The sequence below is a fragment of the Bacillus sp. VA13 genome (assembly GCF_055710085.1).
Genome location: NZ_JBVQPP010000006.1, coordinates 178,235 through 204,305 on the forward strand (window position 1 = coordinate 178,235; position 26,071 = coordinate 204,305).

26 protein-coding genes and 2 pseudogenes are annotated in these 26,071 nt (G+C 47.1%); 1 reads left to right on the forward strand and 27 read right to left on the reverse strand.

Features of this window, described 5'->3' with window-relative positions; genetic code table 11:
- Nucleotides 1-3: 3 nt before the first annotated feature.
- The 27 genes and pseudogenes from AC0C66_RS20030 to AC0C66_RS20160 form a co-directional block, all read right to left on the reverse strand.
- The gene (locus tag AC0C66_RS20030; protein WP_072182248.1) at nucleotides 4-657 is read right to left on the reverse strand and encodes a rhamnogalacturonan acetylesterase; all 654 of its coding nucleotides are present in this window, start codon (nucleotides 655-657) and stop codon (nucleotides 4-6) included.
- A gap of 155 nt (nucleotides 658-812) precedes the next feature.
- The gene (gene rhgX / locus AC0C66_RS20035) at nucleotides 813-2,651 is read right to left on the reverse strand and encodes a rhamnogalacturonan exolyase (RefSeq protein WP_472973686.1); all 1,839 of its coding nucleotides are present in this window, start codon (nucleotides 2,649-2,651) and stop codon (nucleotides 813-815) included.
- A 46-nt stretch (nucleotides 2,652-2,697) separates the two neighbouring features.
- Nucleotides 2,698-4,542, reverse strand: a complete 1,845-nt coding sequence (gene rhgW, locus AC0C66_RS20040) for a rhamnogalacturonan lyase (RefSeq protein ID WP_461845929.1) — start codon at nucleotides 4,540-4,542, stop codon at nucleotides 2,698-2,700.
- A 138-nt stretch (nucleotides 4,543-4,680) separates the two neighbouring features.
- Nucleotides 4,681-5,307, reverse strand: coding sequence for a YesL family protein (locus tag AC0C66_RS20045; protein WP_072182251.1), 627 nt, complete (start codon nucleotides 5,305-5,307; stop codon nucleotides 4,681-4,683).
- Entirely contained in the window at nucleotides 5,304-5,966 is a 663-nt protein-coding gene (locus AC0C66_RS20050) for a YesU family protein (RefSeq protein ID WP_326198656.1), read from the reverse strand. The genes AC0C66_RS20045 and AC0C66_RS20050 overlap by 4 nt, the downstream gene beginning before the upstream one ends.
- Nucleotides 5,959-6,657 (reverse strand): rhamnogalacturonan acetylesterase, encoded by a 699-nt coding sequence (gene rhgT, locus AC0C66_RS20055; protein ID WP_080010058.1) that lies wholly within the window; start codon nucleotides 6,655-6,657, stop codon nucleotides 5,959-5,961. Before rhgT ends, AC0C66_RS20050 begins: the two co-directional genes overlap by 8 nt.
- A gap of 13 nt (nucleotides 6,658-6,670) precedes the next feature.
- A complete protein-coding gene (gene yesS / locus AC0C66_RS20060) occupies nucleotides 6,671-8,956 on the reverse strand; it encodes a transcriptional regulator YesS (protein WP_461845930.1) in 2,286 nt (761 codons plus the stop codon).
- Nucleotides 8,957-8,978: 22 nt separating this feature from the next.
- Nucleotides 8,979-10,013, reverse strand: coding sequence for a rhamnogalacturonyl hydrolase YesR (yesR, locus tag AC0C66_RS20065; RefSeq protein WP_461845931.1), 1,035 nt, complete (start codon nucleotides 10,011-10,013; stop codon nucleotides 8,979-8,981).
- A 16-nt stretch (nucleotides 10,014-10,029) separates the two neighbouring features.
- On the reverse strand, nucleotides 10,030-10,920 hold the full coding sequence (locus AC0C66_RS20070; RefSeq protein ID WP_014112961.1) for a carbohydrate ABC transporter permease: 891 nt from the start codon (nucleotides 10,918-10,920) through the stop codon (nucleotides 10,030-10,032).
- Between the two features lie 3 nt (nucleotides 10,921-10,923).
- On the reverse strand, nucleotides 10,924-11,853 hold the full coding sequence (locus tag AC0C66_RS20075) for a carbohydrate ABC transporter permease (RefSeq protein WP_072182254.1): 930 nt from the start codon (nucleotides 11,851-11,853) through the stop codon (nucleotides 10,924-10,926).
- Nucleotides 11,850-13,133, reverse strand: a complete 1,284-nt coding sequence (locus AC0C66_RS20080) for an ABC transporter substrate-binding protein (protein ID WP_472973687.1) — start codon at nucleotides 13,131-13,133, stop codon at nucleotides 11,850-11,852. The genes AC0C66_RS20075 and AC0C66_RS20080 overlap by 4 nt, the downstream gene beginning before the upstream one ends.
- A 103-nt stretch (nucleotides 13,134-13,236) precedes the next feature.
- Nucleotides 13,237-14,343: a two-component system response regulator YesN gene (gene yesN, locus AC0C66_RS20085; protein ID WP_088679845.1), complete on the reverse strand. Its 1,107-nt coding sequence runs from the start codon at nucleotides 14,341-14,343 to the stop codon at nucleotides 13,237-13,239.
- The gene (gene yesM / locus AC0C66_RS20090; protein WP_088679846.1) at nucleotides 14,343-16,076 is read right to left on the reverse strand and encodes a two-component system sensor histidine kinase YesM; all 1,734 of its coding nucleotides are present in this window, start codon (nucleotides 16,074-16,076) and stop codon (nucleotides 14,343-14,345) included. Before yesM ends, yesN begins: the two co-directional genes overlap by 1 nt.
- A complete protein-coding gene (locus tag AC0C66_RS20095) occupies nucleotides 16,073-16,702 on the reverse strand; it encodes a YesL family protein (protein ID WP_087987773.1) in 630 nt (209 codons plus the stop codon). Before AC0C66_RS20095 ends, yesM begins: the two co-directional genes overlap by 4 nt.
- A complete protein-coding gene (locus tag AC0C66_RS20100) occupies nucleotides 16,702-16,887 on the reverse strand; it encodes a hypothetical protein (RefSeq protein WP_080376105.1) in 186 nt (61 codons plus the stop codon). Before AC0C66_RS20100 ends, AC0C66_RS20095 begins: the two co-directional genes overlap by 1 nt.
- 139 nt (nucleotides 16,888-17,026) lie before the next feature.
- Nucleotides 17,027-17,569, reverse strand: a complete 543-nt coding sequence (locus AC0C66_RS20105; protein WP_088679847.1) for a GNAT family N-acetyltransferase — start codon at nucleotides 17,567-17,569, stop codon at nucleotides 17,027-17,029.
- Nucleotides 17,570-17,693: 124 nt separating this feature from the next.
- Nucleotides 17,694-18,263: a spore coat protein CotJC gene (gene cotJC / locus AC0C66_RS20110; protein ID WP_003219494.1), complete on the reverse strand. Its 570-nt coding sequence runs from the start codon at nucleotides 18,261-18,263 to the stop codon at nucleotides 17,694-17,696.
- A 14-nt stretch (nucleotides 18,264-18,277) separates the two neighbouring features.
- Complete coding sequence (gene cotJB / locus AC0C66_RS20115; RefSeq protein ID WP_041520881.1) at nucleotides 18,278-18,541, reverse strand: spore coat protein CotJB; 264 nt, start codon at nucleotides 18,539-18,541, stop codon at nucleotides 18,278-18,280.
- Nucleotides 18,525-18,773 (reverse strand): spore coat-associated protein CotJA, encoded by a 249-nt coding sequence (gene cotJA / locus AC0C66_RS20120; RefSeq protein WP_014112953.1) that lies wholly within the window; start codon nucleotides 18,771-18,773, stop codon nucleotides 18,525-18,527. The genes cotJB and cotJA overlap by 17 nt, the downstream gene beginning before the upstream one ends.
- A 139-nt stretch (nucleotides 18,774-18,912) precedes the next feature.
- Nucleotides 18,913-19,781, reverse strand: a pseudogene (locus AC0C66_RS20125) (NmrA family NAD(P)-binding protein).
- On the reverse strand, nucleotides 19,778-20,221 hold the full coding sequence (locus AC0C66_RS20130; protein WP_072182261.1) for a nuclear transport factor 2 family protein: 444 nt from the start codon (nucleotides 20,219-20,221) through the stop codon (nucleotides 19,778-19,780). Before AC0C66_RS20130 ends, AC0C66_RS20125 begins: the two are co-directional and overlap by 4 nt.
- 77 nt (nucleotides 20,222-20,298) lie before the next feature.
- Complete coding sequence (locus AC0C66_RS20135; protein ID WP_014112950.1) at nucleotides 20,299-20,883, reverse strand: TetR/AcrR family transcriptional regulator; 585 nt, start codon at nucleotides 20,881-20,883, stop codon at nucleotides 20,299-20,301.
- Nucleotides 20,884-20,995: 112 nt separating this feature from the next.
- Complete coding sequence (locus AC0C66_RS20140; RefSeq protein WP_326198650.1) at nucleotides 20,996-21,415, reverse strand: spore coat protein; 420 nt, start codon at nucleotides 21,413-21,415, stop codon at nucleotides 20,996-20,998.
- 135 nt (nucleotides 21,416-21,550) lie between these two features.
- Nucleotides 21,551-22,270, reverse strand: a complete 720-nt coding sequence (locus AC0C66_RS20145; RefSeq protein WP_041520879.1) for a YebC/PmpR family DNA-binding transcriptional regulator — start codon at nucleotides 22,268-22,270, stop codon at nucleotides 21,551-21,553.
- A gap of 160 nt (nucleotides 22,271-22,430) precedes the next feature.
- Nucleotides 22,431-22,610 (reverse strand): phosphatase RapH inhibitor PhrH, encoded by a 180-nt coding sequence (gene phrH, locus AC0C66_RS20150; RefSeq protein ID WP_461845933.1) that lies wholly within the window; start codon nucleotides 22,608-22,610, stop codon nucleotides 22,431-22,433.
- Nucleotides 22,600-23,160 (reverse strand): annotated as a pseudogene (rapH, locus tag AC0C66_RS20155) (response regulator aspartate phosphatase RapH); the annotation flags it as partial. The gene phrH and the pseudogene rapH, both read right to left, overlap by 11 nt.
- Before the next feature lie 458 nt (nucleotides 23,161-23,618).
- Entirely contained in the window at nucleotides 23,619-25,334 is a 1,716-nt protein-coding gene (locus AC0C66_RS20160) for a hypothetical protein (protein WP_472973688.1), read from the reverse strand.
- Nucleotides 25,335-25,724: 390 nt separating this feature from the next.
- On the opposite strand from AC0C66_RS20160, the gene AC0C66_RS20165 reads away from it, so the two are divergent.
- Entirely contained in the window at nucleotides 25,725-25,940 is a 216-nt protein-coding gene (locus tag AC0C66_RS20165) for a hypothetical protein (RefSeq protein ID WP_268313241.1), read from the forward strand.
- Nucleotides 25,941-26,071: the final 131 nt, after the last annotated feature.

Below are 26,071 nucleotides of genomic sequence, written 5' to 3' on the forward strand. Positions count from 1 at the left end.
TTTTCACCCTTCTTTGATGATCGATTCTGTCAATGGCAGGCCGAGCTCCTTTATGCCTTTTGCCACAAGTTTCGCCATTTCATTTGCGCCTTTTTTTGTAAAGTGCGTGTAATCGTTCATTCCTTCTGACACCATAAAATAGGTGTACACTTTTTCCTCGCCCTTCTCGGTAAAGAAAGCAAGGCTTTTCTCCATCAGATCAATGAGCTGGACATTCTCCTCAGCAGCCGTCTGCTTCATGGCAATGCAATAATCAGGAAAGTCGTTCAAAAACACGCCGTTTTCATAATGAAAGCGGGCTACAGGGGTAATGAGAAGCGGATGGGCGCCTTTTTCCCGCGCGCCTGCGATATATTGCTTTAAATATTGTTTATAGGTGGTATAGGGCTCGGTGTAGCGCTCCGGCTTATTTTTCGACGCGTCATTATGGCCCATCTGCACAAACAGCCAGTCTTCCGGCTCAATCACATCAAGAATCGCCTGAAGCCTGCCCTCTTCCACAAATGTTTTCGAGCTTCTTCCCCCGATTGCTCTGTTGATCACTTGGATATGCTCCGGCAGATGCGAGCCGAGAAACTGCCCCCAGCCCCCTTGATTTGTGCTGTCTCCATACGTTTGAACAGTCGAATCGCCAGCAAGATAAATGTGATTTGCCATTTCTCATTCCTCCTCGTTTTTTCGTTTCATATGGCATCAAAACATGGACAGCTCTTTCCTTGAAAAACCGGTGAGTTCAGCGCCTGAACATTGGTCGTCCTGCCCTTTGATAAGTCATCTTGTCGTACTGTTCGGCCTTTGCTTCGTAGTTCCTCCTATAGCGGCGCCTCCGCTTTGCTGCCCGCTATGTACAGGGCGGGCTTCGGCGGTTTTTTCATTCCCGTTCCGAGGTAAAAGCCCGTGTGCGGCGGCTGGTTGTAGGCGGTGTTCTGCCAGGCGATGCCGAGCCTGTAAACCGGATCGTGCATAAGCGTGTAAAAGCGATGGCGGGTGAGATGTGTCGTTGTATAGATGCGGAGCGCACTGCTGTCTTCCGTTCTCCATATCACTTCTTCCCGCCAGTCTCCGAACAGGTTGGCCTGAAGAACAGGATTTCCTTTTGTGCCGTTGTTGGACAGCACGCCGGCCGGCTGAAAAATCGTCTTCAGACAGCGGTTTTCAGCATCCCACTTTTCAATCTTCGGCCGGCCGGCCGTTCCGTCCCAGTCATGATCAAGCAGCTCCCTGACCAAGTCGCCGTCCCACCAGATGGCGAAATTGGCTGAGATGGGCGCTTTGTCACTGATTTTTTCTCCTTTACTGGTAAAAAGGCCGTATGACATTCCGTCATTGCCCGGCGGATCGATTCCCCAGACGAGCGATCCTTTGTAGTTTGGGTCTATATGAGCCGCCATGCCCCTGCCGACGTCAGTTCCGGCATGAACGCCCCACAAAATCTCGCCGGTTCCGGCATCACGCAGCGACAGTCCGTACGGCTTCGAGGCATCCTCATGCACCTGAAACACTTCAAGCCCTTTTCGGGACGGATCCAGATCCCCTACATGCATCGCGTCTCCGTGTCCGAGCCCCGTTGTGTACAAGCCTGTGCCGTCATGATCAACCGCCATGGCGCCGTAAATGATTTCATCCTTCCCGTCTCCGTCAACATCTGCCACACTCAAGCTGTGGTTGCCCTGCCCTGCATACGCTTCATGGCCCGGCTGATTGGAATCAAATATCCAGCGTTTTTTGAGCCTTCCGTTTCTGAAATCGTATGCCACGAGTACAGCTCTCGTATAGTAGCCGCGCGCCATCACGAGGCTCGGCCGCTCCCCATCCAAATAAGCGATCCCGGCGAGAAAACGGTCCATGCGGTTTCCGTAGCCATCTCCCCAATCTTCCAGCTTGCCGCGGGGCGGTTCATATTCCACGGTCGTGAGCGCTTCACCGGTTTCTCCTTTAAACACAGTCAAATATTCTGGACCGGACAGGATTCTGCCCTGTTCGTTCCTAAAATCGGCATGCTCATCGCCAATGATGTGTCCTTTCCCGTCTGTTGTGCCGTCGGCTGTTTTCATGGCGATTTCTGCTTTTCCGTCACCGTCCAGGTCATAGACCATAAACTGGGTATAATGCGCGCCTGCTCTGATGTTTTTGCCGAGGTTGATGCGCCACAAAAAGGTGCCGTCCAGTTTATAGGCATCTATGAGAACCTCCCCGGTATATCCGTCATGGGCGTTGTCTTTTGAATTGGACGGGTCCCACTTCAGGATGATTTCATATTCCCCATCCCCATCCACATCCCCGACACTGGCATCATTGGCGCTGTAGGTGTACGGCTTTCCGTCCGGCGTGATACCGCCCTCCGGTTTGTTAAGCGGAACCTCTAGGGCATTTTCCCGCCAGACGGGAGCTTCTTTGGACAGCTTTTCTTCCCGTCCCTTATTGACGGCCGCCACCTGGTAAACAGAGTCCGCCGTTCCGTTTTGATCGAGAAAATTGGTGCTGTCCGCGATAGGCTCGCGGGTGATCCGCCTTCCATCCCGATAAAGGTGAAAAGCCGTCGTCTCATGATCCGTTCCGAGAAAACGCCAGCTGACAAACACGCCCTGCTCCGTCTTGACCGCAATTAAGCCTCTGGTCAAGTATTCCATCTGCCTCTTTTTTGGCTTCATTTTAATGGGAACGGGCTGCGTGCAGCCCGTTCCTTCCCCCTTTCTATTAAGGTGTATACATATTCGGTTTTGGCTGTTCCGCCATGCCCTCTCCTAAAAAGAAGCTTGTGTGCGGCGGCTGGTTATACGCGACATTTTGCCAGGCGATGCCAAGCCGGTACACAGGATCGTGCATCAGCGTGTAGAGCCTATGCTCAGTCGGAATGGTTGTCGTGTAAATGCGGAGCGCACTGCTGTCCTCCGTTCTCCACACGACTTCCTCGCGCCAGTCCCCAAGCAGATCAGCCTGAAGCGTCGGCGTTGCTTTTGTGCCGTTGTTGGCGGCCGCGCCTGATGCAGTCAGCATATTTTTCGATACGCCGTTTTGATAATCCCACTTATCGATTCGGTTGCTGTCCAGCTGTTCCCGCAGTAAGTCGCCGTCCCACCAGATGCCGAAGTTGGTCGATGACGGAACACTGCTTCCGATTTTGACGCCTTTCGCTGTGTAAAGAGAACCGTTTGCCCACACTTCCTGTCCCGGATAACGCGGGTCAATATCAGCAGCCATCCCCCGGCCTACATCCTTGCCTGCATGAACGCCCCAAAGGATTTTTCCGGTTGCCGCATCACGGAAGGATAAGCCGTATTTTGCATTTTTGTCCTCATGAACTTGAAACACCTCAAGACCCGGCCGGCTCGGATCAAGATCCCCGGTATGGAGGGCATCCCCGTGGCCTAAGCCAGTTGAATACATGCCTTTTCCATCATGATCAACAGCCATTGAGCCGAAAATAATCTCATCTTTTCCGTCTCCGTCAACATCCGCAATGCTCAGGCTGTGATTCCCCTGTCCGGCAAACGCCTCATTTCCAGACTTCGAAGAATCGAACGTCCAAAGCTTTGACAGCTTTCCGTCTCTGAAGTTATAGGCGACAAGCGCGGTTTTGGCATAATACCCTCTGGTCATGATCAGGCTCGGCCGCTGTCCGTCGAGGTAGGCAATGCCGGCGAGAAAACGGTCAACCCGGTTGCCGTAACTGTCTCCCCAATCTGACACATTGCCGCGGGCCGGTTCAAAGTTTGTTGTGACAAGCTCTTTCCCGGTTGCACCTTGAAACACAGTAAGGTATTCCGGCCCTGAAAGCACACGCCCCTGTTCATTTCTGTAATCAGCATTGGCATTTCCAATCACTTTGCCTGTGCCGTCTTTTGTCCCGTCTGCCGTTTTCATCGCCACTTCCGCTTTTCCGTCACCATCAAGGTCATACACCATAAACTGGGTGTAGTGCGCTCCCGCTCTGATGTTTTTGCCGAGATTGATCCGCCATAGCTTCGTTCCGTCAAGTTTATAGGCATCAATCAGTACGTCACCCGTATAGCCATCCTGTGAGTTGTCCTTTGAATTAGACGGGTCCCATTTCAGGATCAGCTCGTATTGCCCGTCACCATCCACATCGCCAACACTTGCGTCATTGGCGCTGTAGGTGTAAGCTTCACCCTTTGGCGTCGTGCCGCCAGCCGGTTTATCCAGCGGGACGGAATGATACGGCTGCGCCCATACGGAGGCTTTTTCAGAAGCCGCCTGTTCGGTACCGTTTACGACAGCCCGAACCGTATACGTTGAGCCCGCCGATCCGTTTTTATCCACATAGTTCGTGGTTTTGACAGGCGCAGCATTCAGCTTTTGTCCGTCTCTGTACACATTGAACGAAACAGATGCGTTTTCAGTGCCAAGAAACCGCCAGCTGACAAAAATGCCGCCGTCCGTCTTGACCGCCACAAGCCCCCGGTTCAGCGCTTCCATCTGCCGCGCTGCTCCTTCTGCTTTCACAGGACATACAGAGGCTCCCATCACCAACAAGACCAGCAACGTAACAGCGGTAAATATGCGTTTCCTTCGTTTAATCATCAGACAGCTCCTTCTCATTTTTCTGTAAGCGCTTACTTAAATTGGATTTTATGCGCTTTGTGAGCTGTCTTCAATTACACTTTTTTGCATCTGCCTTTTTCGGACACTGCACTTTTTTGCGCGATTGTCATTTTTTTGTTACCCGGCTTGGTGGTGCTGGGCCTCCGTCTTTTGAAATCCTCTGAGAGCAAAAAACATCGACACTAGCCCAAATAAACATGGGCCGTAAAATGGGATCAAGCCCGGGAGCGTATACAGCAGGTAAAGGACAAACCCGCACCCGATCAGCATACATCCGGTCGTCAGCGGCCGCATGGCGCCAAACAGCAGCGCTTGCGGAATATATTTGCGAAGCGGGAGCTGGTAATGCACATAAAGGGGAAATACATACATCAGCGCAATGATATACAAAAGCCCCGCAAGCAACGTGCAGCTTGTTACGGTAAAGGACAGCCAATCCGTACTTGCAGAAAAATAATGATAATTCGCGGACAATATGAGCAAAAGAGCCGCAAACGCCAGTCCAATTGCATTGACCTTGAGAAACTCTTTTTTGTAGGTATCGAGAAATAACGGAAACACCGGGATATCCTTTTGCCCCATCAGCCATTTCCGTATGACGGCACACATCGCGGCAGTGCTCGGCGCCCATCCGAAAAGAACGCCGCCCAAAAGCGTAAACAACAGCCACAGCCCGTTGAGCCACGCAATTTTCACCACCGCTTCACAGCCTGCATAAAGCGCATCCGTTACCGTCGTCCTCATCTTCTCACCGCTTGATGCACAGCAAAATCTCGATAAGCGGCTTTCATGGGCGCCATCTGCCGGAACCCGATTTTCCCTTTTGTTAATATAGGCCCGTAGGTGCTGCCGTCGTCCATCCATTCAAGAATAGGCAAATCATTGATTGAAAAGTGCACATAGCCTTTGTCTTTAATGAGCTTCATATGATACGGGGAATCAGCGTTGTCTGGAGATGGGAGCGGATCGGCTCCCATCGTGGCGAGATGGAAACCGCGGCTTTTTCTTAAATTGCAGGTGCGGAACGCTCTTTCCTCCGCGTATTTTCTGCGGAAATACGACAGGTGGAGCGCATTGATATCCCCCGAATGATATTCAGGGTATTTTCCCGTTCTTTTCTTGAGACTTGGATCAAACAAATCTTCGCCTCCAATCCCCGCAGCGGCAAAAAACAGCATACACAACCCAGGCTGCTCAATCGGAGAGAAGTCCCACGTCACAATGATGCCATCCGGAAACGTTTCAGGGCACCAATAGACAAAGTGTGCTTCGTCCTGAACATGCGACAGATGCAAGCGGTGATCGTCAAATGTGATCTGTCCGCCTCCCTCCATCCGCCAGTCCTTCACATCGCTTGCTGACCGGAGCGGATTGCGGTACAGGCACGCGCCTTCCTTATACATATTCTTTTCCCTCCCGGCTCACGAGATGATCCTTCAGCGGAAGACCGAGTTCTTCAATGCCTTCTGCCACAAGCTTCGCAACCTCCATTGCCCCTTTTTCTGAAAAATGCGTATTGTCCTCAATGCCGTCCGGATAATTCGGATGTTCATTCGGCTGAAACCAAACGAACAATCTTTTCGACTCCTCCGGTCCGTATGCTTCATAGAGCTCTTTTGTTTTTGCCAACAGATCAATCACAGGCACATCAAGCTCCTTCGCCAGTGCTTTCATCGCATCAGGGTACTCGCCAAGTGTATGCTCGATCCGTCCGTTTTCATCAAAACGGCGGCGCTGCACCGATGTGACAAAGACAGGATGCGCTCCCTTTTCGCGTGCCGTATCTGCAAACAGGGTGAGAAATTGCTGAAACGTAGAGTACGGCTTCGTCCCGCGCGGTTTCTGGTCATTGTGGCCGAATTGAATAAACAAATAATCGCCCTGTCTGATGCGCTCGGCAATCGCCTGAAGCCTTCCTTCCTCCACAAAAGAATTGGTGCTTGCCCCTCCTTTGGCGTGATTGTGCACCTTCACATCTTCAGAAAACAATTGCCCGAATACCTGCCCCCACCCCGCCATCGGCGCTTCATGAGGCGGGCAGTCACTCACGGTGGAATCCCCCGCTAAAAACACTTGAATCGGTTTCTCCATCACATGTTCTCTCCTTTCACGGCGTTTCCTGATACATTTGCCTGAAGACACCAGGCGGCATGCCGACCTGTTTTTTAAAAATCCGATTGAAGTAATTGTGGCGGTAGCCGACTTCTTCCGACACGTCATGAATTTTTTTATTCGTATTCACCAGCAGCTCTTTCGCCTTTTCGATTCTGATTTGGGTCACATAATCTATAAAATTAATGCCGGTCACTTGCTTAAATGCCTTGCTTAACGTATATGAATTCATGCCGAGCGCATCGGCACAGCTTTCCAGGGAAATATCCGCCATATACTGTTCGTGAATCATGGCGATGACACGATCCGCCAGCTGCTTTTGCTGTCTGTTTTTTCTGCCCTCAAGCTTGGAAAGGTAAGGCGTCACCACAGCATCCATCAGCCAGGCCGTTGCTTCATTAGGTTCGCGCAATTCTGAAATGTCAAGAAGCAGCTCCCGATGCTGAAATAGGTCACTCGGATTGAGCCCGGAATGCAAAATATCCTCCTGAATGCGGGAAAACAGCTGAATCAGGGCGGAGTGCACATGCCTGTCTATGGCCGCCTTTTCCGCCAGGTCCTCCATGCATACATGTATCAATTCCTCGGCCTCCTGTTTTCTTTCCAGCCGGATGGCCTGAACAATTTGTTTTTCCAGTTCAAAAGGATAATAAGGGGCGGATTGCTCACCCTGAGGGAAGTCGGCCTGCAAATCAATCACCTGATGCCGGTTGACAAACTGCCTGCGGGATTTGCCGCTTTTTACATCCTGAAATAAAGCAGGGATCTCCGTGACACGCTCCGTCTTCCTGCTCATCGTTCCGGTCAGGCTTAATCCGGTAACATCGTCAAATTGGCGTGCCAGCTCCGTTACATACGCCTTCAGATCAGAGCTGTTTGTTTTCATCACAAGCAAGGTGACGGAAAGCCGGCCGATATCAAGAACAGAGGTCTGAAAACAGCGTTTTGCCGCAAGCTCCTCGGCCAGATTTGTCAGCGTAAATACAGCAAGCTGTTCATCACCGGCACGAAAGATGCTTTTTTCACAGCGGAGGCCTGTTACCTGAAGATCAAGCACCTGAAACACTTTTTCTCCGATGCTCCATCCAGCCTCCTCCATCCGCGATCTGAGGCTTTTCTCGTTGTCATAGTAAAAATCGCCCTGCAAGAGGTGCTGAAAGAAACTCTTTTTCATATGGGGTGTCTGCCGCAGGAGCTGCTTTTGAAGTTTCTGGCTTTCAAGGGATAGATCATGCCATCGCTTTTCAATCCACTTGAATTCATCCTGCCCGGACGCCTGCCATGTTTTCTTCTCTCCCCCGGTAAACAAGCCAAGCAAATGCTGAATGGGGCGATAGATTTTTTTTGATGCATACCACGTCATGCACACCGCCAAGCAGATGCAAATGACAAGCATCACGATGATCACTTTTGATAAAAACACCATCGGCGCTGTAATGGCTGAAAGAGGCGCCGCTGACACAAAGGTCCACTGCTGATGCATGCGGTTCATTTCTCCAAATGAGACGGAATACACCTTGCCGTCCCATTCCATCTGAAAATGGCCTTTCTCTTTCGGCTGTTTTTTTACCTCTTGAAGTAAAGTCTTTTCAAAATCTATTTCTCCCTCGTGAAAAAGCACCTCCTGATTTTGATCCAGAAGCAGCGCACTGCCATCAGGATAAGGGGACAAGCTTTGCAGGATGGACTCCATTTCTTTCGGATCAACCGCCAGCATGATCGCGCCGAAAGGTTTCTCCGCTGCGCCCGGAATGAGCTGGATCAGCATCGCTTGATTTCCGGATCGGTTCCAATAAATACTGTTGTCTGAGGCAAGCAGCGAGCGATACTTGCGAAGCGCCTCCTGTTCTGTCAAAGCGCTGTATTCAGGGCTCAGTACAAGAGGCCGGGGGCTGTTCAGAAAGATGGAAGCCTGCTCGATCAGCGGCTGCTGGTCCCGTAAAAGAAACAGTTTTTTCGTTAATTGATAGGAGAACGTAAAGTCTTTCTCCAAATCCCTCTCGGCCAATCCGTTCATCAGCGAAGAATCATATGCCATCTGGGTGAGAGTCAGCTCCAGCACTCCCAGTTTCTCATCCATTCGGCTGACTTCGCGCGCCACCTGTGTTTCATGTGATCTCTGCAGCTCTTTCTCTACCTTATCGATCGAAAGAAAGTAGATAGCGCCGCCAGTCAGCAATCCGGGAATACAGGCAATCAGCAAAATGAAGACAAAGTTTCTTTTGAAATACGTTCCCTTCCAGCGTGAAACCCGTTCCTTCTGTTGAGGCTGTTTTTTCATCCCTTTCCCCCCGCCGCCATCTTTACTGATACACGCGTTTTTTCGTTCTCAACACATCAGCAAGAAACGTCAGCGCAAGTCCCTGTCCCCATCCTTGTATTCGTTTGTAAGGCACCTGTTTGTATCCTTCTGCATTTTTCATGACGGCTGTTCCGGCCGATACCTTGCTGACCCGTCCGTCCTCTTCTACCGCATCCAAAATGGCGGCAAGCGATTTCTGCACATATTTCGTATACAGCTTTCCGTTCGACAGCAGAGCAGAGGCAATGCCAGCCGATGCCGAAACTTCGAGATATGAATCCGGGTCATCCAAAATGGTATGCCACAGCCCTGTATCATCCTGAAGCCGGACGAGCGCGCTTAGCTGATCTCTGAGCGATCCGTCGATGATCATAAAGGAAGGATGCGTCACCTCAATGAGCGGGAGCGCCTTCGCCATCGTAAGTGCCGCCCAGCCGTTCGCCCTGCCCCAATAAATCCCCGACAGATGATTTTGCGCTTTATTGTCCCAGGCGTGGTAGTACAAATTCGTGACAGGGTCCTGAAGCACGTCTTCATGTCCGTGAAACTGGCGCAGGCCGTCTTCAAAATAATCCTCACGCTCCATCACCCGCCCGATTCTCAGCATAAACAATCCCGCCATCATCAGCGTATCCGCCCATGCCTGTTCTGGAAACACGTACTCTGTCGAATTAACCGTATGCTGAAGAATCCCCTCGCCAAAGCGCGGCGCTTTATGCAGCACATACTCCGCCATCTCGCCCGCTGTTTCCAAATATACGTGATCACCCGTCACCTTGTGGAGGAACAAAAGCGTATGTCCGATGGAAACCCCGTTGATCGAAAGCGGCGGCAGCCCATCCTCCAGCTGTTCATCCACCCACGTTTTTAACAGATTGATATATTCCTCGTTTTCCATCGCTTCATAAGCCTCCGCCACGCCGTAAAACGCGACGCCGCCCGGCCAATCCCACGCAAAATCCATCTGAAATGTCCGTTTCACGATCCGGTCAATGACGGACGTCACCTTTTCTTCGTCAAAGATAAGCTGTGCCATCTGCAACACTCCTTTTTTATTTTAATCCGGTCGTACTGATGCCCTGAACGATATATTTCTGAAACAAAAAGAATACAAGAATCACAGGCAATAACGAGACGGCCGACATAGCAAACATCGCGCCCCAGTTCGAAGCCGATTCCGTATCGAGGAAAAGCTTCAGCGCAAGCGAAACTGGATAAAGCTCCGGCTTATTCAAATACAGGAGCGGCTGAATCAGCTCCTCCCACTTCCAATAGAAGGAGAAAATCGCAGACGTCGCAAGCGCTGGGGCAATCAACGGAAGAATGATCCGCCAAAAGCAGGCAAAACGCCCGCAGCCATCGATTCGCGCGGCTTCATCCAGCTCCACGGGAATCGTCCGGATAAACTGGATCATCAGAAAAATAAAAAACGCATGCCCGAAAAATTGCGGAACGACAATCGGTTTAAAAGAATTCAGCCAGTCTAATTTCGCAAACAAAATGTACTGCGGAATCATCAGCACTTCATGCGGCAGCATTAACGTCCCCATCATGCAGGCGAACCAAAACGCTTTCCCCTTAAACGGGATGCGCGCAAATCCGTACGCAATGACAGCCGATGACAGGACGGCGCCGATTGTTGACAGGCCGACAATGATCGCCGAGTTTTTAATAAAGGTCAGAAACGGCTGCCCCGCAATGCCCTTCCATCCTTCAGCATAGTTGCTGAGAATAAAAGGATCGGGAATGAGAGAATGAGAGGTTGTAAAAATACTGGAGCTTTCCTTAAACGAGCTGACAAACAGCCAAATGACCGGGTACAGCAATAACACTGCCAGCGATGCCGTAAAAACATGGAACAGTATGCGTTTGGGCCTGACGCGCCCGGCTTTTTTCCTCTCAAAAACCGGGGCTTCTCTGACAGGCTGGTTGACCGGCTCCATCCGTCATTCCTCCTTTGACTCGTAATGAACCCAATATGACGATGTTTTAAACAAAATCAGCGTAATCAGCCCGACAATGATAAGCATGATCCACGCCATCGCCGATGCGTAACCCATTTGAAAATAGTTGAACGCCCGCTGGAACAAATAGAGCGAATACAAAAGCGTCCCGTCAAGCGGCCCGCCCTCGCCCTTCGAGATGATATAGGCAGGTGTAAATGTCATAAAAGCAGAAATCGTCTGCATCACAAGATTAAAGAAAATAATCGGCGTGAGGATCGGAAGCGTAATTTTAAAGAAACGCTGCACCCGATTTGCCCCATCCACGCTTGCCGCTTCCAAATACGAAGACGGAATGTTTTTCAGCCCGGCCAGAAAAATCAGCATCGATGACCCGAACTGCCAGACGGACAGCAGAATCAATGTCCACAACGCGCTAGTCGGGTCCTGGTACCAAAGAATTTTTTGATCAATCCCGACAAAAAACAGCAGCGCATTGATGACCCCGTCATTGCCAAAAATATTGCGCCACATAATCGCCACGGCCACGCTCCCTCCGATGATCGAAGGCAGATAAAAGAGCGTTCTGTAAATGGCCGTTCCTTTTGATGCATTGTTTAAAATGACAGCGATAAAAAGCGCGAAGCCGAGGCGGAGCGGAACCCCGGCAAGCACATACGTAAACGTCACCTTCAGTGACTGCCAATACTTTTCGTCACCCGTAAACATTTCCTTGTAGTTATCGAGCCCGATCCATTTCGGCGCCGTAAACAAGTCATAGCTTGTGAAGGACAGAAACAAGGACGCCCCCATCGGAATCACCGTAAAACATAGGAATCCGATAATAAACGGAGAAATAAAAGCATATCCCGCCAGATTGTCTTTTCTCATACTCCGGCTTTTTTTCATTGCATCAGCCCCATTTCCCGTCAGTTATTCCTCTCTAATATCTCATTGGCCTGCTTCCGGAACGTTTTGGCGGCTTTTTCCGGCGATACCTTCTGATACAGAATCTGATCAGACGTATCCTTCAGCAGCTTGATGACCTCCGCGCTTCCCACAGGCTCCGGCGGATCGGCTTTGCTGATGTTTTTTGATGCGGTTTCTACATATTCCATGATGTTGGCTTCTTCCTCATTCAGCTTCGGTTTAATCGCGTCCGCCACCTTGTCGGATACCGGTACACCCCGTTCGCCTTTGATCAGCATGTTGGCTTCTTTATTGTTGACGAAGAAATCAATAAACTTTGCGGCCTCTTTTTTATGCTCAGAGCTTTTCGGGATCGAAAACAGCATACTCGGCTTCAGCGTCAGCGCTTTTTCCTTCATTTGCTCCGGCGGCAGATAAAGAGACAGCGGCGAGTCTGTCAATCGGGCAAAGCCCAAATATTGATTGGAGTAGTTCCATGTAATTGCTGACTTGCCTTTGACGATAAAGTCGTCCTCCATCCCTTTAATCTGTGCGCTTTCATCAGGTGTTGGGGATGTTTTCGCTTTCACCAGCCTCAGCTGCCGTTCAAAATAATCGACAAACAGCTGATCATCCTGATACGCGAGGCCTGTGCCGTCTTCTTTATAAAAACGCTCACCCTTCGTGCGCAAATAATAAGGGAAGAAAATATCAGGCGGGTGCATTCCATTGGAGCCGTAGACGCCGGCTTTTTCCTGAAGGTCATACGCCAGCTTCTCGTAATCCTCCCACGCCCAGTTTTCCTGATTGATGGACACACCGGCTTTCTTCAGTAAATCATCATTCGCAATCGCAGACAGCACGTTGACGCCAAGCGTAAACCCATAGAGCTTATTGTCAATTTTTCCGCCCGACAGCATATTCTCGTCGATTGAACTGACATCAATCGTTCCATCCTTTGTATACGGCGTTAAATCTTCCAGCTGGTTCTTCTTTCCGTACTGTGCCAAATAAGCGGTATCCATTTGAATGACATCAGGAAGCTGGCCGGCGGCAGACATCTGCGCGAGCTTTTTCCAATAGTCATCCCAGTTCGCAAATTCCGCATCAATATGGACGTGCGGATTCTTTTTCTCATATAGTTCAATCACCTTCGTTGTATAATCATGCCTTGGCTGCCCGCCCCACCATGCGATTCTGAGCGTAATGTCTTCTTTTTTCCCCGATGCCTCTTCGCCTGAAGAACATCCGCTGAAAAATAAGACGCAGACAAGTGTTAACAGCACGTAACAAATCTTCTTCAAACCAATCCCCCCTTTAATGTAAGTGCTTACATTTTATTTTAAAGTGTTCGGATGGGGCGAAACACTCAAAAAACAGTGGCGAAAGTAAAAAAAACAGAGATGGCTATCCTGCGGAAGCGCCTCCCTGTTTTCTTCTGAAATCTGACGGTGTCAGACCGGTATATTTTTTAAAGACGAGACTGAAATACTTCGGATTATCGCCAAATCCAATTTCTTCTGCAATTTCTGATACACTCGCGTCCCGCCTTATTTTCATCTGCTTCATCGCATGCTCAAGACGTACTCGTGTAACGTATTGGGAAAATTTCTCTCCTGTTTCCTGTTTAAATAATTTCCCGAGATAATCAGGATTCATAAACAGCATATCCTTCGCCGCCCATTTTAAGGAGAGATTCGGATTTCCGAGTTCGTCGGCAACAAGCCTGATCATTTTCGAAATCACTGCGCTTCCGTGCAGGTCACCAGATTCTTCGGCTGTGTCGCGAAACAGCTGCCCAGCGTGCCGGAGTTCTCCCGCCTGACTGATTGCCATCTGGCGGTCCGCGAAAACGTCCGCCGCCTTTTCAGCGGCATTTTCCTCCACGGCGAGCACGGTCCATTCTCCGCTGCTGCAAACCGCTGTCAGCGCCGAACCGAGCGCTTCTCTAGCCGCGGCATCAACAGATTGTTCCCCTTTTAAAATCAAGAGGCGGACCTTTTTTTCGGCAAGTGAAGGCGGCGGAGACAACTGGGCCACACCGGCGATCACCCCCTCCAAGTACTGATCGGCAGCAAAAGAACGAATATGATCGAGCTCATGTTTCAGATGAGCGGTTTTCTTTTTCCGCACCTCATGCTGCTTCAGTTCGGCAATGATTTCCTCCAGTGAACTGATAATCTGCTGTTCATTGCAGGGCTTCAGCAAATAATGCTTGACTCCGTATTTCATTGCTTCCTTCGCGTACTCAAACTCCCCAAACCCGGACAGGACGATAAATTGAACCGACGGACTCACGGCTGACACCTTTTTGATCAGCTCAAGCCCGTCCATGCCGGGCATTTTGATATCTGTAATGACGATATGCGGCTGCCTATGTAAGATCTTCTCGTACGCTTCATTCCCGTTCTGCGCCTTGCCAATTAATGAAGTTCCAAGCGCCTCCCACTCAATGATTCCTGCCATTCCGTCAAGAATAATCCTCTCATCATCAGCTAGCAATATCTTATACATCACGCCACCTCATTTCGGCACGGTATAGTGATCACAATCCTCGTTCCCTTTCCTTGCTCACTCTGAATACGCAAGCCGTACGGCTCTCCGAATGTCAGCCGGATGCGTTCACGAATATTCCAAAGTCCGATTCCTCTACCGCCCGATGTTTCAAGCATCCGTTCATCCATGCCGGGCCCGTTATCTTCGACCGTAATACAGACACAGTCCTTCATCTTTTTCGCCTGAAGGCGGATGGCGCACGGCCTTGTGAAGGGCTCAAGCGCGTATTGAATCGCATTTTCCGCCAGCGGCTGGAGCGTCAGTTTCGGAATGAGGCAATGCTTCACTTCTTCGTCGATATCCAAAGTGAAGTTCAGGCGCTCTTCAAATCGAAACCGCTGAATGGTCATATAGTGAAGAACGATATCCGCCTCCTCCTGAATGGTCACTATATCTTTCTTCATATGAATACTGTTTCGTAGAAGAAAACCGAGCGATTCCACCATTTTTGAGATTTGCTTTTGCTGATTCGCCTTTGCCAGCCAATTGATGGATTCGAGCGTGTTATATAAAAAATGCGGGTTGATCTGGGCTTGCAGTGCCTTCAATTCGGTTTCTTTAATGATGAGCTGTTTTTCCACATTTTCTTCCATAAGCTCGTTAATCCGTTTCATCATGACAGTAAAATGGCGGTTCAGCATGCCAGCCTCATCCTGTGTATGTTCCGGCAGAGAAAGCGATACGCCCGCCTCAATGCCGCCGTCCTGCACCGATTTCATCGCGGACACAAGCTGCTCGATCGGCTCCGTGATACTGTTGGCGATTTTCCTTCCGAAAAGCAAAACCACACAGAAAAACAGAAGAAAACACGTGCCGATCACCGTTTTCATAAAGGAAATTTTTTCGAACATCTGATCAAAGGGGATGACGTTATAGTAGCTCCAATTTTGATAGGATGATTGAAGGAAAGAAATAAAGTAACGTTTGCCATTCTTTTTTATCAAGTCATAACCGGGGTGCTTTAGCGTCTCATTTGCCGCCTCAGGAACAAGCACTGATGCATCTGCCGAATACACCAAATTCCCGCCTTGGTCGGCAATCATGATGTCTCCGACCGAATCGCCCCAATCCTTCGGCACATCACGAATCATCTGTTTCACATTGACTTGGATCAGCACCATGCCCAAGCCGTTCAAGCTCAGCTGGTGATAGGATCTGATCTGCCGCGCTGAAATCAGGACAGGATCGGAACCGCCGAGCGTCATCCAAAGATTTCTTCCATTTTTCGCTTTGGCCCGTTTAAACACCTCTTCCTGCTCCTGCTTCAAAAGATCTGAAGAACTGCTTCCCGCTGAATACTCTGAGCCGCGGGCATCAATCAAATGAATGGAATCGATGTACTTTTCATCACCGGCATATTCCGCCAGCTGATCCCACAGCTCCTGCTTCATTTGATACTGATCGTATGTATCATCACGGTTTTGCATGCTCAGAATGCGCTGAATCTGTTCGTCTGTAATGATTTCATATGACACCTCCTCTATCTTCTTCAGCTCGTCTTCGATCCTTTCAGAAGACATCCGCAGTACCTCCGAGGATTTGCGGTAAATTTGCTCATCATACACATGAAAGGCGTACTGCACCCCGCTGTATACAAACAAAAAGGAAACAGCCATAATCAGTGAAAGGAACACAAACAGCTTATCCCTAATCTTCATCCGCCTGTACCAGCCAGCAGCTCTTTTTTTCATGCCGCCTTTTCTTTCTCCTGACGCTGATCCATTGACCGAAACGCTTTAAAGGATAGCTTCGTTAAGATCAGGCTCAGTAAACTCCCGCTGAAAAACAGCAGAAACGTGACGTGAAACAACACGAGAAACAGCGCACCGACAGCGCCCGCCGCCATCATGAGCGTCACCGCCGGACGGCTGAAGGCGATCAAAAAGCTGATGCTCAGCACTTCTCTGATTTTCACGTCAAAATGAGAAAACACCGGAAACACATACAGCACAACAAATGCGAAAATCAAGCTGATGCTCAGGAACACATTGACGAGCACAGGCTGATTCATCTGAGCCGCAATCCGCATATCCGCAAACAAAAACAGGCCGGCCGTCACAAGAATGAGCCCGAGGATCTGTGCAGCCCGCCATTCCTTTTTAAACGCCCGAAAAAAGACAGAAAACACTGGGGCATCCGTGTTCCCCTTCGCCCATTCTCTCGTCACTGAAAACATCGCGGCAGTAGCAGGCATCACCCCAAACACAACCAGACCTGCAAGAGAAAACAAAATCCAAAGCACATTCAAATAGGCCAGTCTCATCACCCACGTACAAAAGCGATTCATCCCATTCGTCACACTGTGTATCATCAACATCACCTTCCCGCTTCAGAAAACGCTTTCATTTGAAGTAATAAGTATTTCTCCTTTCGAAAGAAAATTCCTGCCGTCCTATGTAAATTCGACATGATTAGAGGGCAGCAGACGTCCTGAACTTTTTCTGTAACGTTTCCGGCAATGGCCCCGCAAATGACATGAAATCCAAGCAGTTTGAGCACCATGCCATCCCACCCGCCGACAAAAAAGATGGACAACCAGCCCGGCCAATATACAAGCCGTCACAATCCCTATTACATAAAAAATGACCACAGCTCTATCCTCCTTTTTGTACAAGACAAAAAAGCCTCCTGTAAAGGACGCTTATTCTGCCGAAATCTCTTTCTCAAACAAATGATACCCAGATGCATCTGCACCCATGAATTCAAATCCCATACGCCGATAAAAGGAATGCAAGGCATCGTTATCAGCGACACAATCAAGCCGGATCCGTGTTTTTCCCGGAAAGTATATGCCCGTCTCCGCCCAATGAAGGACGCGTGCTCCAAGCCCCTGTCCCGCAAACCGGCGACTTACTGCGAGGCGGTGCAAATAAATGGACTCCTCATGCCCTTCGTCTCCCCAAAGCGTCCGGTCCCACTCGCTCGGTTCAGGCAGCAGCATCACGACAGCCGCAAGCTCTTCGTCTTTTTTAAACACAAACACATGTCCATTTTCAATGGAACCTGTGATATCATGTGTATCTTGCCCTTCCAACAGTCCGCTCCATTGGTTAGAACCCCGATCCCGGAGCCATTCAGCTGTTCGGACGAGCAATCCAGTAATCGATTCTGCATCCTCATAGACAGCCGGACACGCGTAAAATCCATCTGCAATCGTTTCGTTCTTAATCTTAAAAGCTGACATAAAGGCCTCCCAATCAAAAAGTAAGCTTGCACACACACCTTGATTATAATGCAGACCAAACAGCAAAAACAGACCATTTTCTCTGTATGTAAAAGGGTGTATGAAAGAGAGGCCAATCTGCCCATTAGAAAATCTTCTTTTTATCCCGCTCTTCTTTTAAAATTTCAACCGCTTCCCTGAAGCGCATGGAGTGTACAATTTCACGTTCACGCAAAAAACGCAGGGAATCGTTTAAATCAGGATCATCCGAAATATCAATCAGCCATTGATACGTCGCCCGCGCCTTTTCTTCTGCAGCAATGTCTTCGTATAAATCGGCAATCGGGTCACCCTTCGCCTGGATATAGCTCGCAGTAAACGGAACGCCCGCCGCGTTGTGATAAAAAAGCGCGCCATCGTGATTGGCGTAATGATCTCCAAGCCCCGCTTCACGAAGTTGCTCCGGTGTGGCGTCTTTTGTCAGCTTATAGACCATGGTCGCAATCATTTCCAAATGGGCAAACTCCTCCGTGCCGATGTCTGTTAAAAGGCCGATGACCTTATCAGGAATCGTATAACGCTGGTTTAAATACCGGAGAGCCGCGGCCAGCTCGCCGTCCGCTCCGCCATACTGCTCAATCAAATACTTCGCCAGCGTCGGGTTGCACGTACTGACCTTGACAGGGTATTGCAGCTTCTTTTCATACACCCACATTCAAGCATTCCTCCTTATACTTGCCACGGCCATGGCCCTTTTCCCCAATCCCAATCCTCACCCGCGGGGCTGTTGCCGTACTGCAAAAGCGGTCCGTAAGAGGATTCGAATTGCCTTTTTAAGTGCCTTGAATAGCCGGAATATTGATTGAATTGCTTCAGCGCGTCTTCATCATGAGGATGTGTATTTAAATAAAGGCTCAACTCAACAAGCACAAAATCCGCGGCCTGAATTTGCTCAAGCTGACGGTAGTATTCGGCATCAATCTTTTTTGCCATGTACGTCTCCCCCTCGATAAGGGTTTTCATAAAAATCATAGAGATCCTTCCAAAGGGTGCCTTTCCTCAAAGCCTCCATTGGCGAAAACTGCTCCATATGCTCAGGCTGAAAGGTCATATAAAGGTTAGGGGGCGTTCTGTAATATTTCTTCCCTATGGGCGGACAGGGATCAAAACGGCTGTGAAAGGGCGTATATGATTTGACAGGCGTAAACGGCTGCATATCCTTCATTCAGGCTCCTCCTTTCTCAAAAACAATGACCTTAATAGGTATGAGGCAGGAGGCGTGATTATGACTGAAAACGCGGCTAAACTTTTTCAATTCAATCGATAAAAAGAAGACCTTCGGCAGAGCCGAAGGTCTTTCTAGATCAATCAGTCCAAAATGAGATCAACGTTTCCAGCATGCAGCATGAGCAGCCGCAAACTCAGTCAGCGAACGGGGTTCTTTTCCCGTCACACGCTTCACTGTATCCGTTACCCGATGTTCCGCACCATGGCGGATCGCTTCATCCAGCCCCGCCATAAAACGGGCATAATCCGCCGGCAAACCAGCTGCCTCCATCCGATTATGCAGCTCGGAACGAGAAATGCTGACGTGCTCCACCCGGCGTCCCGCCGCAGCTCCGATGATCTCCGCCGCTTCGGCATAGCTCAACGCCTCAGGTCCTGTCAGAATATGATGTGTTTGATGAGGAACATCATCTATCAAAGCACGCACGGCCGTTTCTGCGATGTCATTAGCGTCGATGAACCCTAGCTTTCCCTCACCCGAAGCCGTGATGATGTTCCCCTCAGTTTGAATAGACATTCGATGCTGGACATTGATGAAATTTTGCATAAAGTATGAAGGCCGCAGCACCGCCCATTCAGGAAAATCGCGCACAGCCTGATGAAGCGCACCAAACACAGGGCCATCTTCAGGGACAACCGACGCACTAAGCATCACCACACGCTCCGCACCGAGCCGCTTTGCCTCCTGTAGAAACGGGAGCACATAAGGCGCCGGGTCAAACACACCGACCGGAGCAACAAGATAGATCTGTTTTACCTGTTCCAGAGCAGACGTAAAACTGGAGGCATCCTTCCAATCAAAATACACATACTCAGCATCAGCAAGCTCGCCCTTTTTCCGGCTAGCAATCCGCACCCTGTACCCGAGCTCTATTAAACGGTTGGCGATTCGGCTCCCCGTTGTGCCGGTCCCGCCCGTGATTAAAATCGGCTGCTGTTTCATCATCTTCCACTCTCCTCTGTTTGCAAAAATGATCCTCCAAACGCCTCTTTTACAACCAGCGGATTCCAGTAATCCTTATAATGCACAATGCGGCCGTCTCTCGTTTCGATGACACTGATATAGCTTTGACGATAAGGCAGCCCAGTCTTAATCACATGGCCGTCACATTGAAACTCCGCAATCATCGTATTCGTATCTGCTGAACGGTACACTGTCGGAGCCGTAAACGAAGAAAGATAAATCTGCTTAGGATAATCTTTAATATAATCGTAAATGGCCGACTTTCCTTCTATTCTTTTTGGTGACCCCTCTGGCGCATAAGGAAACTCAAACACGGCATTCTCATCCCAAAGCTCCGTCCAGCTCTTCATGTCCTTCTCTAGCATATACGCCATAAACTTTCTCAATGTTTCACATGCCTTTTCAAATTCATTCATCAGCATTCATCATCACCTCATTTTTATTTTAGACCATTCAGTCCGAAAAGGGCATACATGGGCAAAGAATCCTTTACCACATGTTAATCAAGTACCGATAAACTTACGTCAACATGGTCCTGAAGCCGGTCCATATCAGCCGTCACTTTAGCGACAAACGTCAGAGACAGCCTGCTCTGATTCAAGTATCGGGCAAGCGCCGATATATCAGTATCTTCGCCAGTCAATTCTCCTTGATCCTTCGCTCTTAAAAGCGCCTGATAAAAAGCGTCCTCAAGCTGCTTTGATTGTCCCTCAAAATACGAGGCAAGCTCAGGATCATGCGGGATCTGCTCAATCGCGCTGTTTATGATGTAACACGCCTTCGCACGTTCCGGATCTTTGAGGACATTGACACCTTCCTGAAAAATATCACGAATGGCTTCCTTTACAGATCCAGGCGCCTCAAGTCTTTCGATAACCGCAGCGTTTTTCCCCTCAAGATATGTCTTCACAGCTGACAGAAACAAATCTCGCTTTGTTCCATACGTATCATACAAACTTTGGCGCGCAATGCCTAAATGAGAGAGCAGCTCCTGAAGAGAAGTGCCTTCGTAGCCATACTCTCCGAAAACCTCTATCGCTCTATGCAGGACAAGTGCAGTATCGAATTCTTTATTCCTTCCCAAACGAATATCACCTCCTACAAGAAGATATTACCTTTTCCAGACTGAACAGTCAAGAAAAAGAAAGAAGAAAAAACACCCTTGATCAGCAAGAGTGCCCGTTCTTCCATGCCTTTTATTTATGGCCGTCTTTTCCCCAGTGCCCCATTTGGTGGTGGTGCCCGTAGTTTCCATCATGGTGGTGATGATGATGCCCATAATTTCCATCATGATGGTGGTGATCATGGTGTCCGCCATTTTCATCATGATAGTGATGGTGATGGCTATCATTAACGTGGTGCATTCCGTAGCTTGGATAACTCATTGGGCTCGGATAGCCTCCATAGCCACCGCCTGGGAAGCCGCCGCCGAATCCACCAGACATGCCATACCCAGGATAGCCTGAACCTCCATAACCTGGATAGCCCATCCCTGTGTACATGCCATGGCCCGGATAGCCTGCGCCTCCGTACATGCCGAATCCCGAACTGCCTGCACCATAGCCTGGGTAAGCGCCAAAACCAGGTCCGCAGCAGATGTGTCTTGAATCAGTCATTCCAATCTCTCCTTCATATAGGTTACAGTCCAGCGTATGAGAAGGCCTCACAGATCGTATAGACATCCGCCTAAACACAGATAAAACAATTTCATGGATAATAAAAAAAGCAGACCATGACAGTCTGCTCCTTTTTTATTCACCAAGATCTACGTTATGGTACACCTGCTGAACATCTTCTAAATCCTCTAACGCATCAATCAATTTTTCAAACTGTTCCTTCGCATCATCCGGAAGCGTCACTTCACTTTGTGCAAGCATGGTCAGCTCTGCTACTGTAAATTCCTCAACGCCCGCGTTTTTAAATGCCTCCTGCACCGCATGGAATTGATCCGGCTCGGCATATACGATCACACTGTCATCCTCTTCTAAAATGTCACGAACATCGACATCCGCTTCCATCAGGATTTCAAGCGCTTCGTCAGCAGTTTTGCCATCAACACCGATAACAGCCGTCGCATCAAACATGTAAGCAACAGATCCGCTCACACCCATGTTTCCGCCGTTTTTCCCGAACGCCGCACGCACTTCCGGCGCCGTACGGTTTACATTATTCGTCAGCGCATCAACGATGATCATTGATCCGTTCGGACCGAAGCCCTCATAGCGAAGCTCATCGAAATTCTCTTCTGCTCCGCCCTTCGCCTTCTCGATCGCACGCTCAATGATATTTTTCGGCACGCTGTAAGTCTTCGCGCGCTCAAGCACAACCTTCAGCGCCTGGTTGGATTCCGGATCAGGCTCGCCCTGCTTCGCCGCCACATAAATCTCACGGCCAAACTTCGCATAAATTCGACTCGTATTTGCGTCTTTAGACGCCTTCTTCTCTTTAATATTGTTCCACTTACGGCCCATGATGCTCCACTCTCTTTCATATATATCAATCTGTATATTGTTATTCACTTTATCCATTATACCTCAAATGGTTTGGTTGGTTCGAGTGTCTTGCGTTAGAAATAGAAGGAATGCCGAGGTATTAAAGGCCAACCGTTTTCCGAAAAACAAGAAAAAAGCCCTAGCTAAGGGCTTTCTTCTTCTGGTCACTTATGAGATGATGAGGGGAATGATCAATATACGTTGTGTTTCGATCTGTTGATTCCTTAAATCCGCCAGACTGTGTCAAGAAAGGAAACGAAATGCTACCGAAAACTAGAGTAACAGCAAGGCACATCATCACTTTTTTCTTAATAAGCATATGAACACTCTCCATTTTGAATATCTTCTTGCGCTTTCAGCACTTTCCGATAAAACGCAGCAGCATGTTCAAAATGACAGCGGCTTTCAAAAACAGCCGCAGCACTTCGGGCACATGCTTCAATGTAAGCGTGCAAGTTCTTTTTTTCGAAATAGCTTAAAAGATCATGAATTTTGCGTTCGTCAACAACCTCTTTGTAAACTGCCTGCAAGAACAGATACAATTCTCTATAAAGTTTGTGGGGCCCCGCATTTGGATAGGTTGCAATATGTTCTAATCCTTCCTCTATGAACTGAAACGCCTTCTGTGTTTGGCCTGCTTTACATAATGTCCAGCTTAACCCAAATAAGACTTTCGGAAGCAGATCAGGGACTGTTTCCCTGCTTACTTTCGCCGCTTTTTGAAAGTGATGTATAGCCATCTGATCGTCTCCTGATCTGTCATAACTATTCGCGATGTTCAACAGAGAAATGGCGATAAATCGGTCGTTTTGAATATCCATTGCCAACTCCAGCGCCATTTCTAAATGCGGGAGGGCTCTATCATAATGCAATTTGGTGCTTTGCAAATGGTAAAAAACATTCATCCAAGCTCTATATAAATCAAAAGAATTAAAGGTTACAGAAATATTCTTTGAAGGTAGCCTTGCAAACATTTGAAAAAGTGAATTTTCCAAATCTCTTCCGAGTTGATCTCCCTCCTCAATTAATAAATGCACCTCGCTACAATCTTGTAATTCAGTAAAACTTTTTTGAAGATATCCCCCTTTTTTTGAACATACAGCCTCAATTTTTTTATAGGCAAGTCCAAAACTATAATAGTGTTGAAATGAACATGTCTTAATCGCATCGTGATAGAGTGACCATGCTTCCGGTGATAATTTACTCTTTATGTCATTAAATCTTAGAAAGAGTGTCCTTCCAAAAGGGGATTTTAATATTTTATTTCCAAAATGATAGGCGGCTAATAAAGTGTTTATATCAATCACCTTCTTCCATACTTCTTAATCTATAAACAATAAACTCTCCTAAAAGTATATTTGCAATCAAAACGTTTTCTGGGTTTATTTTTAATTTTCCATAACTTACTAAAATCTTCATCAGTTATTGGAATAGATAGTTGCCGAATCAAGGTTCGAACTTTGATTTTCAAAGGAGGATCTTTCAGTTTTCCTAAACTCTTTTCTTTTATTTTCCTTGAATATTCTTCTGTAAAAGTATCACTTTGTTCTTTTAATAGTTGCTTCAACAATTTTTTGAACTCCCTAATAATTTCATCAGGCAAAAAAGGGTCGGTTTCTATTTTATCAACCAAAAATTCCATAGCTATGTTTGTATAAATAACCTTATCTTCTATATCTTCTGCTTTCCAACTTCTATTCAACCACTTTAAAGCATTAAACAACTGCTTGTCTAAAGTTGATTGCTGCCCGGTCTGTTTTTTGTACAGTTTTTCTTCATACCAATCCAATTCTCTAAAAACTTTTTCAAATTGAGAATCGACACCTAAAGAATTATTTTCCCAGGTGTTTTTAGAATCACCCAAAATGTTTTCTACGCCTATTAGATTTTCCACATAATAGAGTGAAGAGCATTTAGGATTTTGATATAATCTTAATCTGTTCCATTCATTTAGCTCATTACCTAAGTTGTATAAATTAAACACTCTTTCATTTTTGGACAGTAAAATTATCATATCAATTGCATCTTGAACTTTTTGTCTACCTAATAAATAGGCATCATATGCGTTATCTGATTCGACAATTGTTTGAGCAAAAGTATCAAACTGACCAAGTAAATTATGATTATATTTCTCCTCAAATCCCTTATACCTATCAACGGCTTGGTTTTTAGTTAAAAAGGTTACATCCCCCAACCCAAATTCAAAATTATTTAACATTAGATTTTCTATTGGAAGCAACACAAGGTAAGGAACAAATTTCACTCCAAAACCCTCTATATTAATTTGTTCCTTTAACATTCCGGAACTCCTCAATATCGCCTGTACTGGTGAATTTGGGTCTGAACCTTGAAAAGAAAGGAAATCCATCTTCTTCTTACTTAATTCATGAATAAATGAGCTTAGAAAAATTGTGATTCCATCTATACCTTTTTTCACTTCATATATTGTCCCTGCAGATTCTATAGAATTATCATTTATCCAATACCTGATAACCCAATCCTCAGAAAGGTGTATATTTTTCAAACCCTGAACAACATTTTGATTACTTTCAAATTCAAATTCCCCGTAAACTAAACCGCTTCTACTCGATATAAGTAAAGTTTTATGAGGTCTAATTAATTTACCGTTACTGTATACCTCACAGCTCCCACTTATTATATTTCGCTGTGTTGATGTCAGAATTGATAAAGATTTATATGTATCAATTTCTTTTTTTATTTTCCCATTCTCAAAATGTTCTACAATTTCGTCAATAGACTCAATAACTATATTCATAGTGTTATATTCACTATTTAAGAAATCCCTAAGATTTCTAAGAACGCTACCTATATTCCTAATCTCTACAGGAATAATTGACCCGCTAATGAAATCAAAACCGCATATCATAAATTTTTCTTTGTTTTTTTGTTTAAGAACCAAATAATGCAAAATGATGGTATCTTTGGAATATAGCATCGATAAAACCAAATTGTTATTTTCAAATCCATTGTATGGAACACTATAACTATTTAGAAAAAGTGATGAGTCTAGTGGGTTCATCATTTATTACCTTCTCCTTAATTAGATTTCCAATGAAATCCACTTTATATATGATTATCCATAAATTTCCGTGTGATTGCAAAATTTATTCGCCGTCAGCTATTTTGGTCTTTATAACAGAATAACCAAACCACTTACCAAAATTTTTTAGTAGATTTCATTACTAACGTTAAACTACATATGACGCATTTACTAATAGGGTGTTTTACAAGGGACAATTACTTGCCGAATATTACTTACCATCTATATTCTACCTATTCAATATATCGAATCACCTCCAAATCCGTTAAGTAAACAGCCAAATCCCTCATGTTATTTTTGAAATTTTATGGAATATCATAGGCTCTAACTTCTATAATACTATACCTTCACAAAAAGAAAGGGGTTGTGCCTATGGATAAAGACACATTCTTTACAACGAAACCATCAAAAAGTGTAGAAGAAGTGAACCGTCTATTACAAAAGTATGATTTGAAGAGAGTAGCAGGTATGGTAGGTATTCTATACAGCAATTTCACGAAAGAAATGAGAGTGGGTGATTATTTTTATCACCATTCGGACAAGCCAGTATTACCCGAACACTTTGATGCTTTAAAAGGTTTACTCTAAATGTACCAATCCAATAGAATGTTGATGCTTGATGAGAGGATTTACAATAAGGAAGCTAAGTATGAAAAAAAGAGTCAAAATGAACACAGAGCTGTATAATGAATTCAAGAAATTCTGCGAGGAATATTACC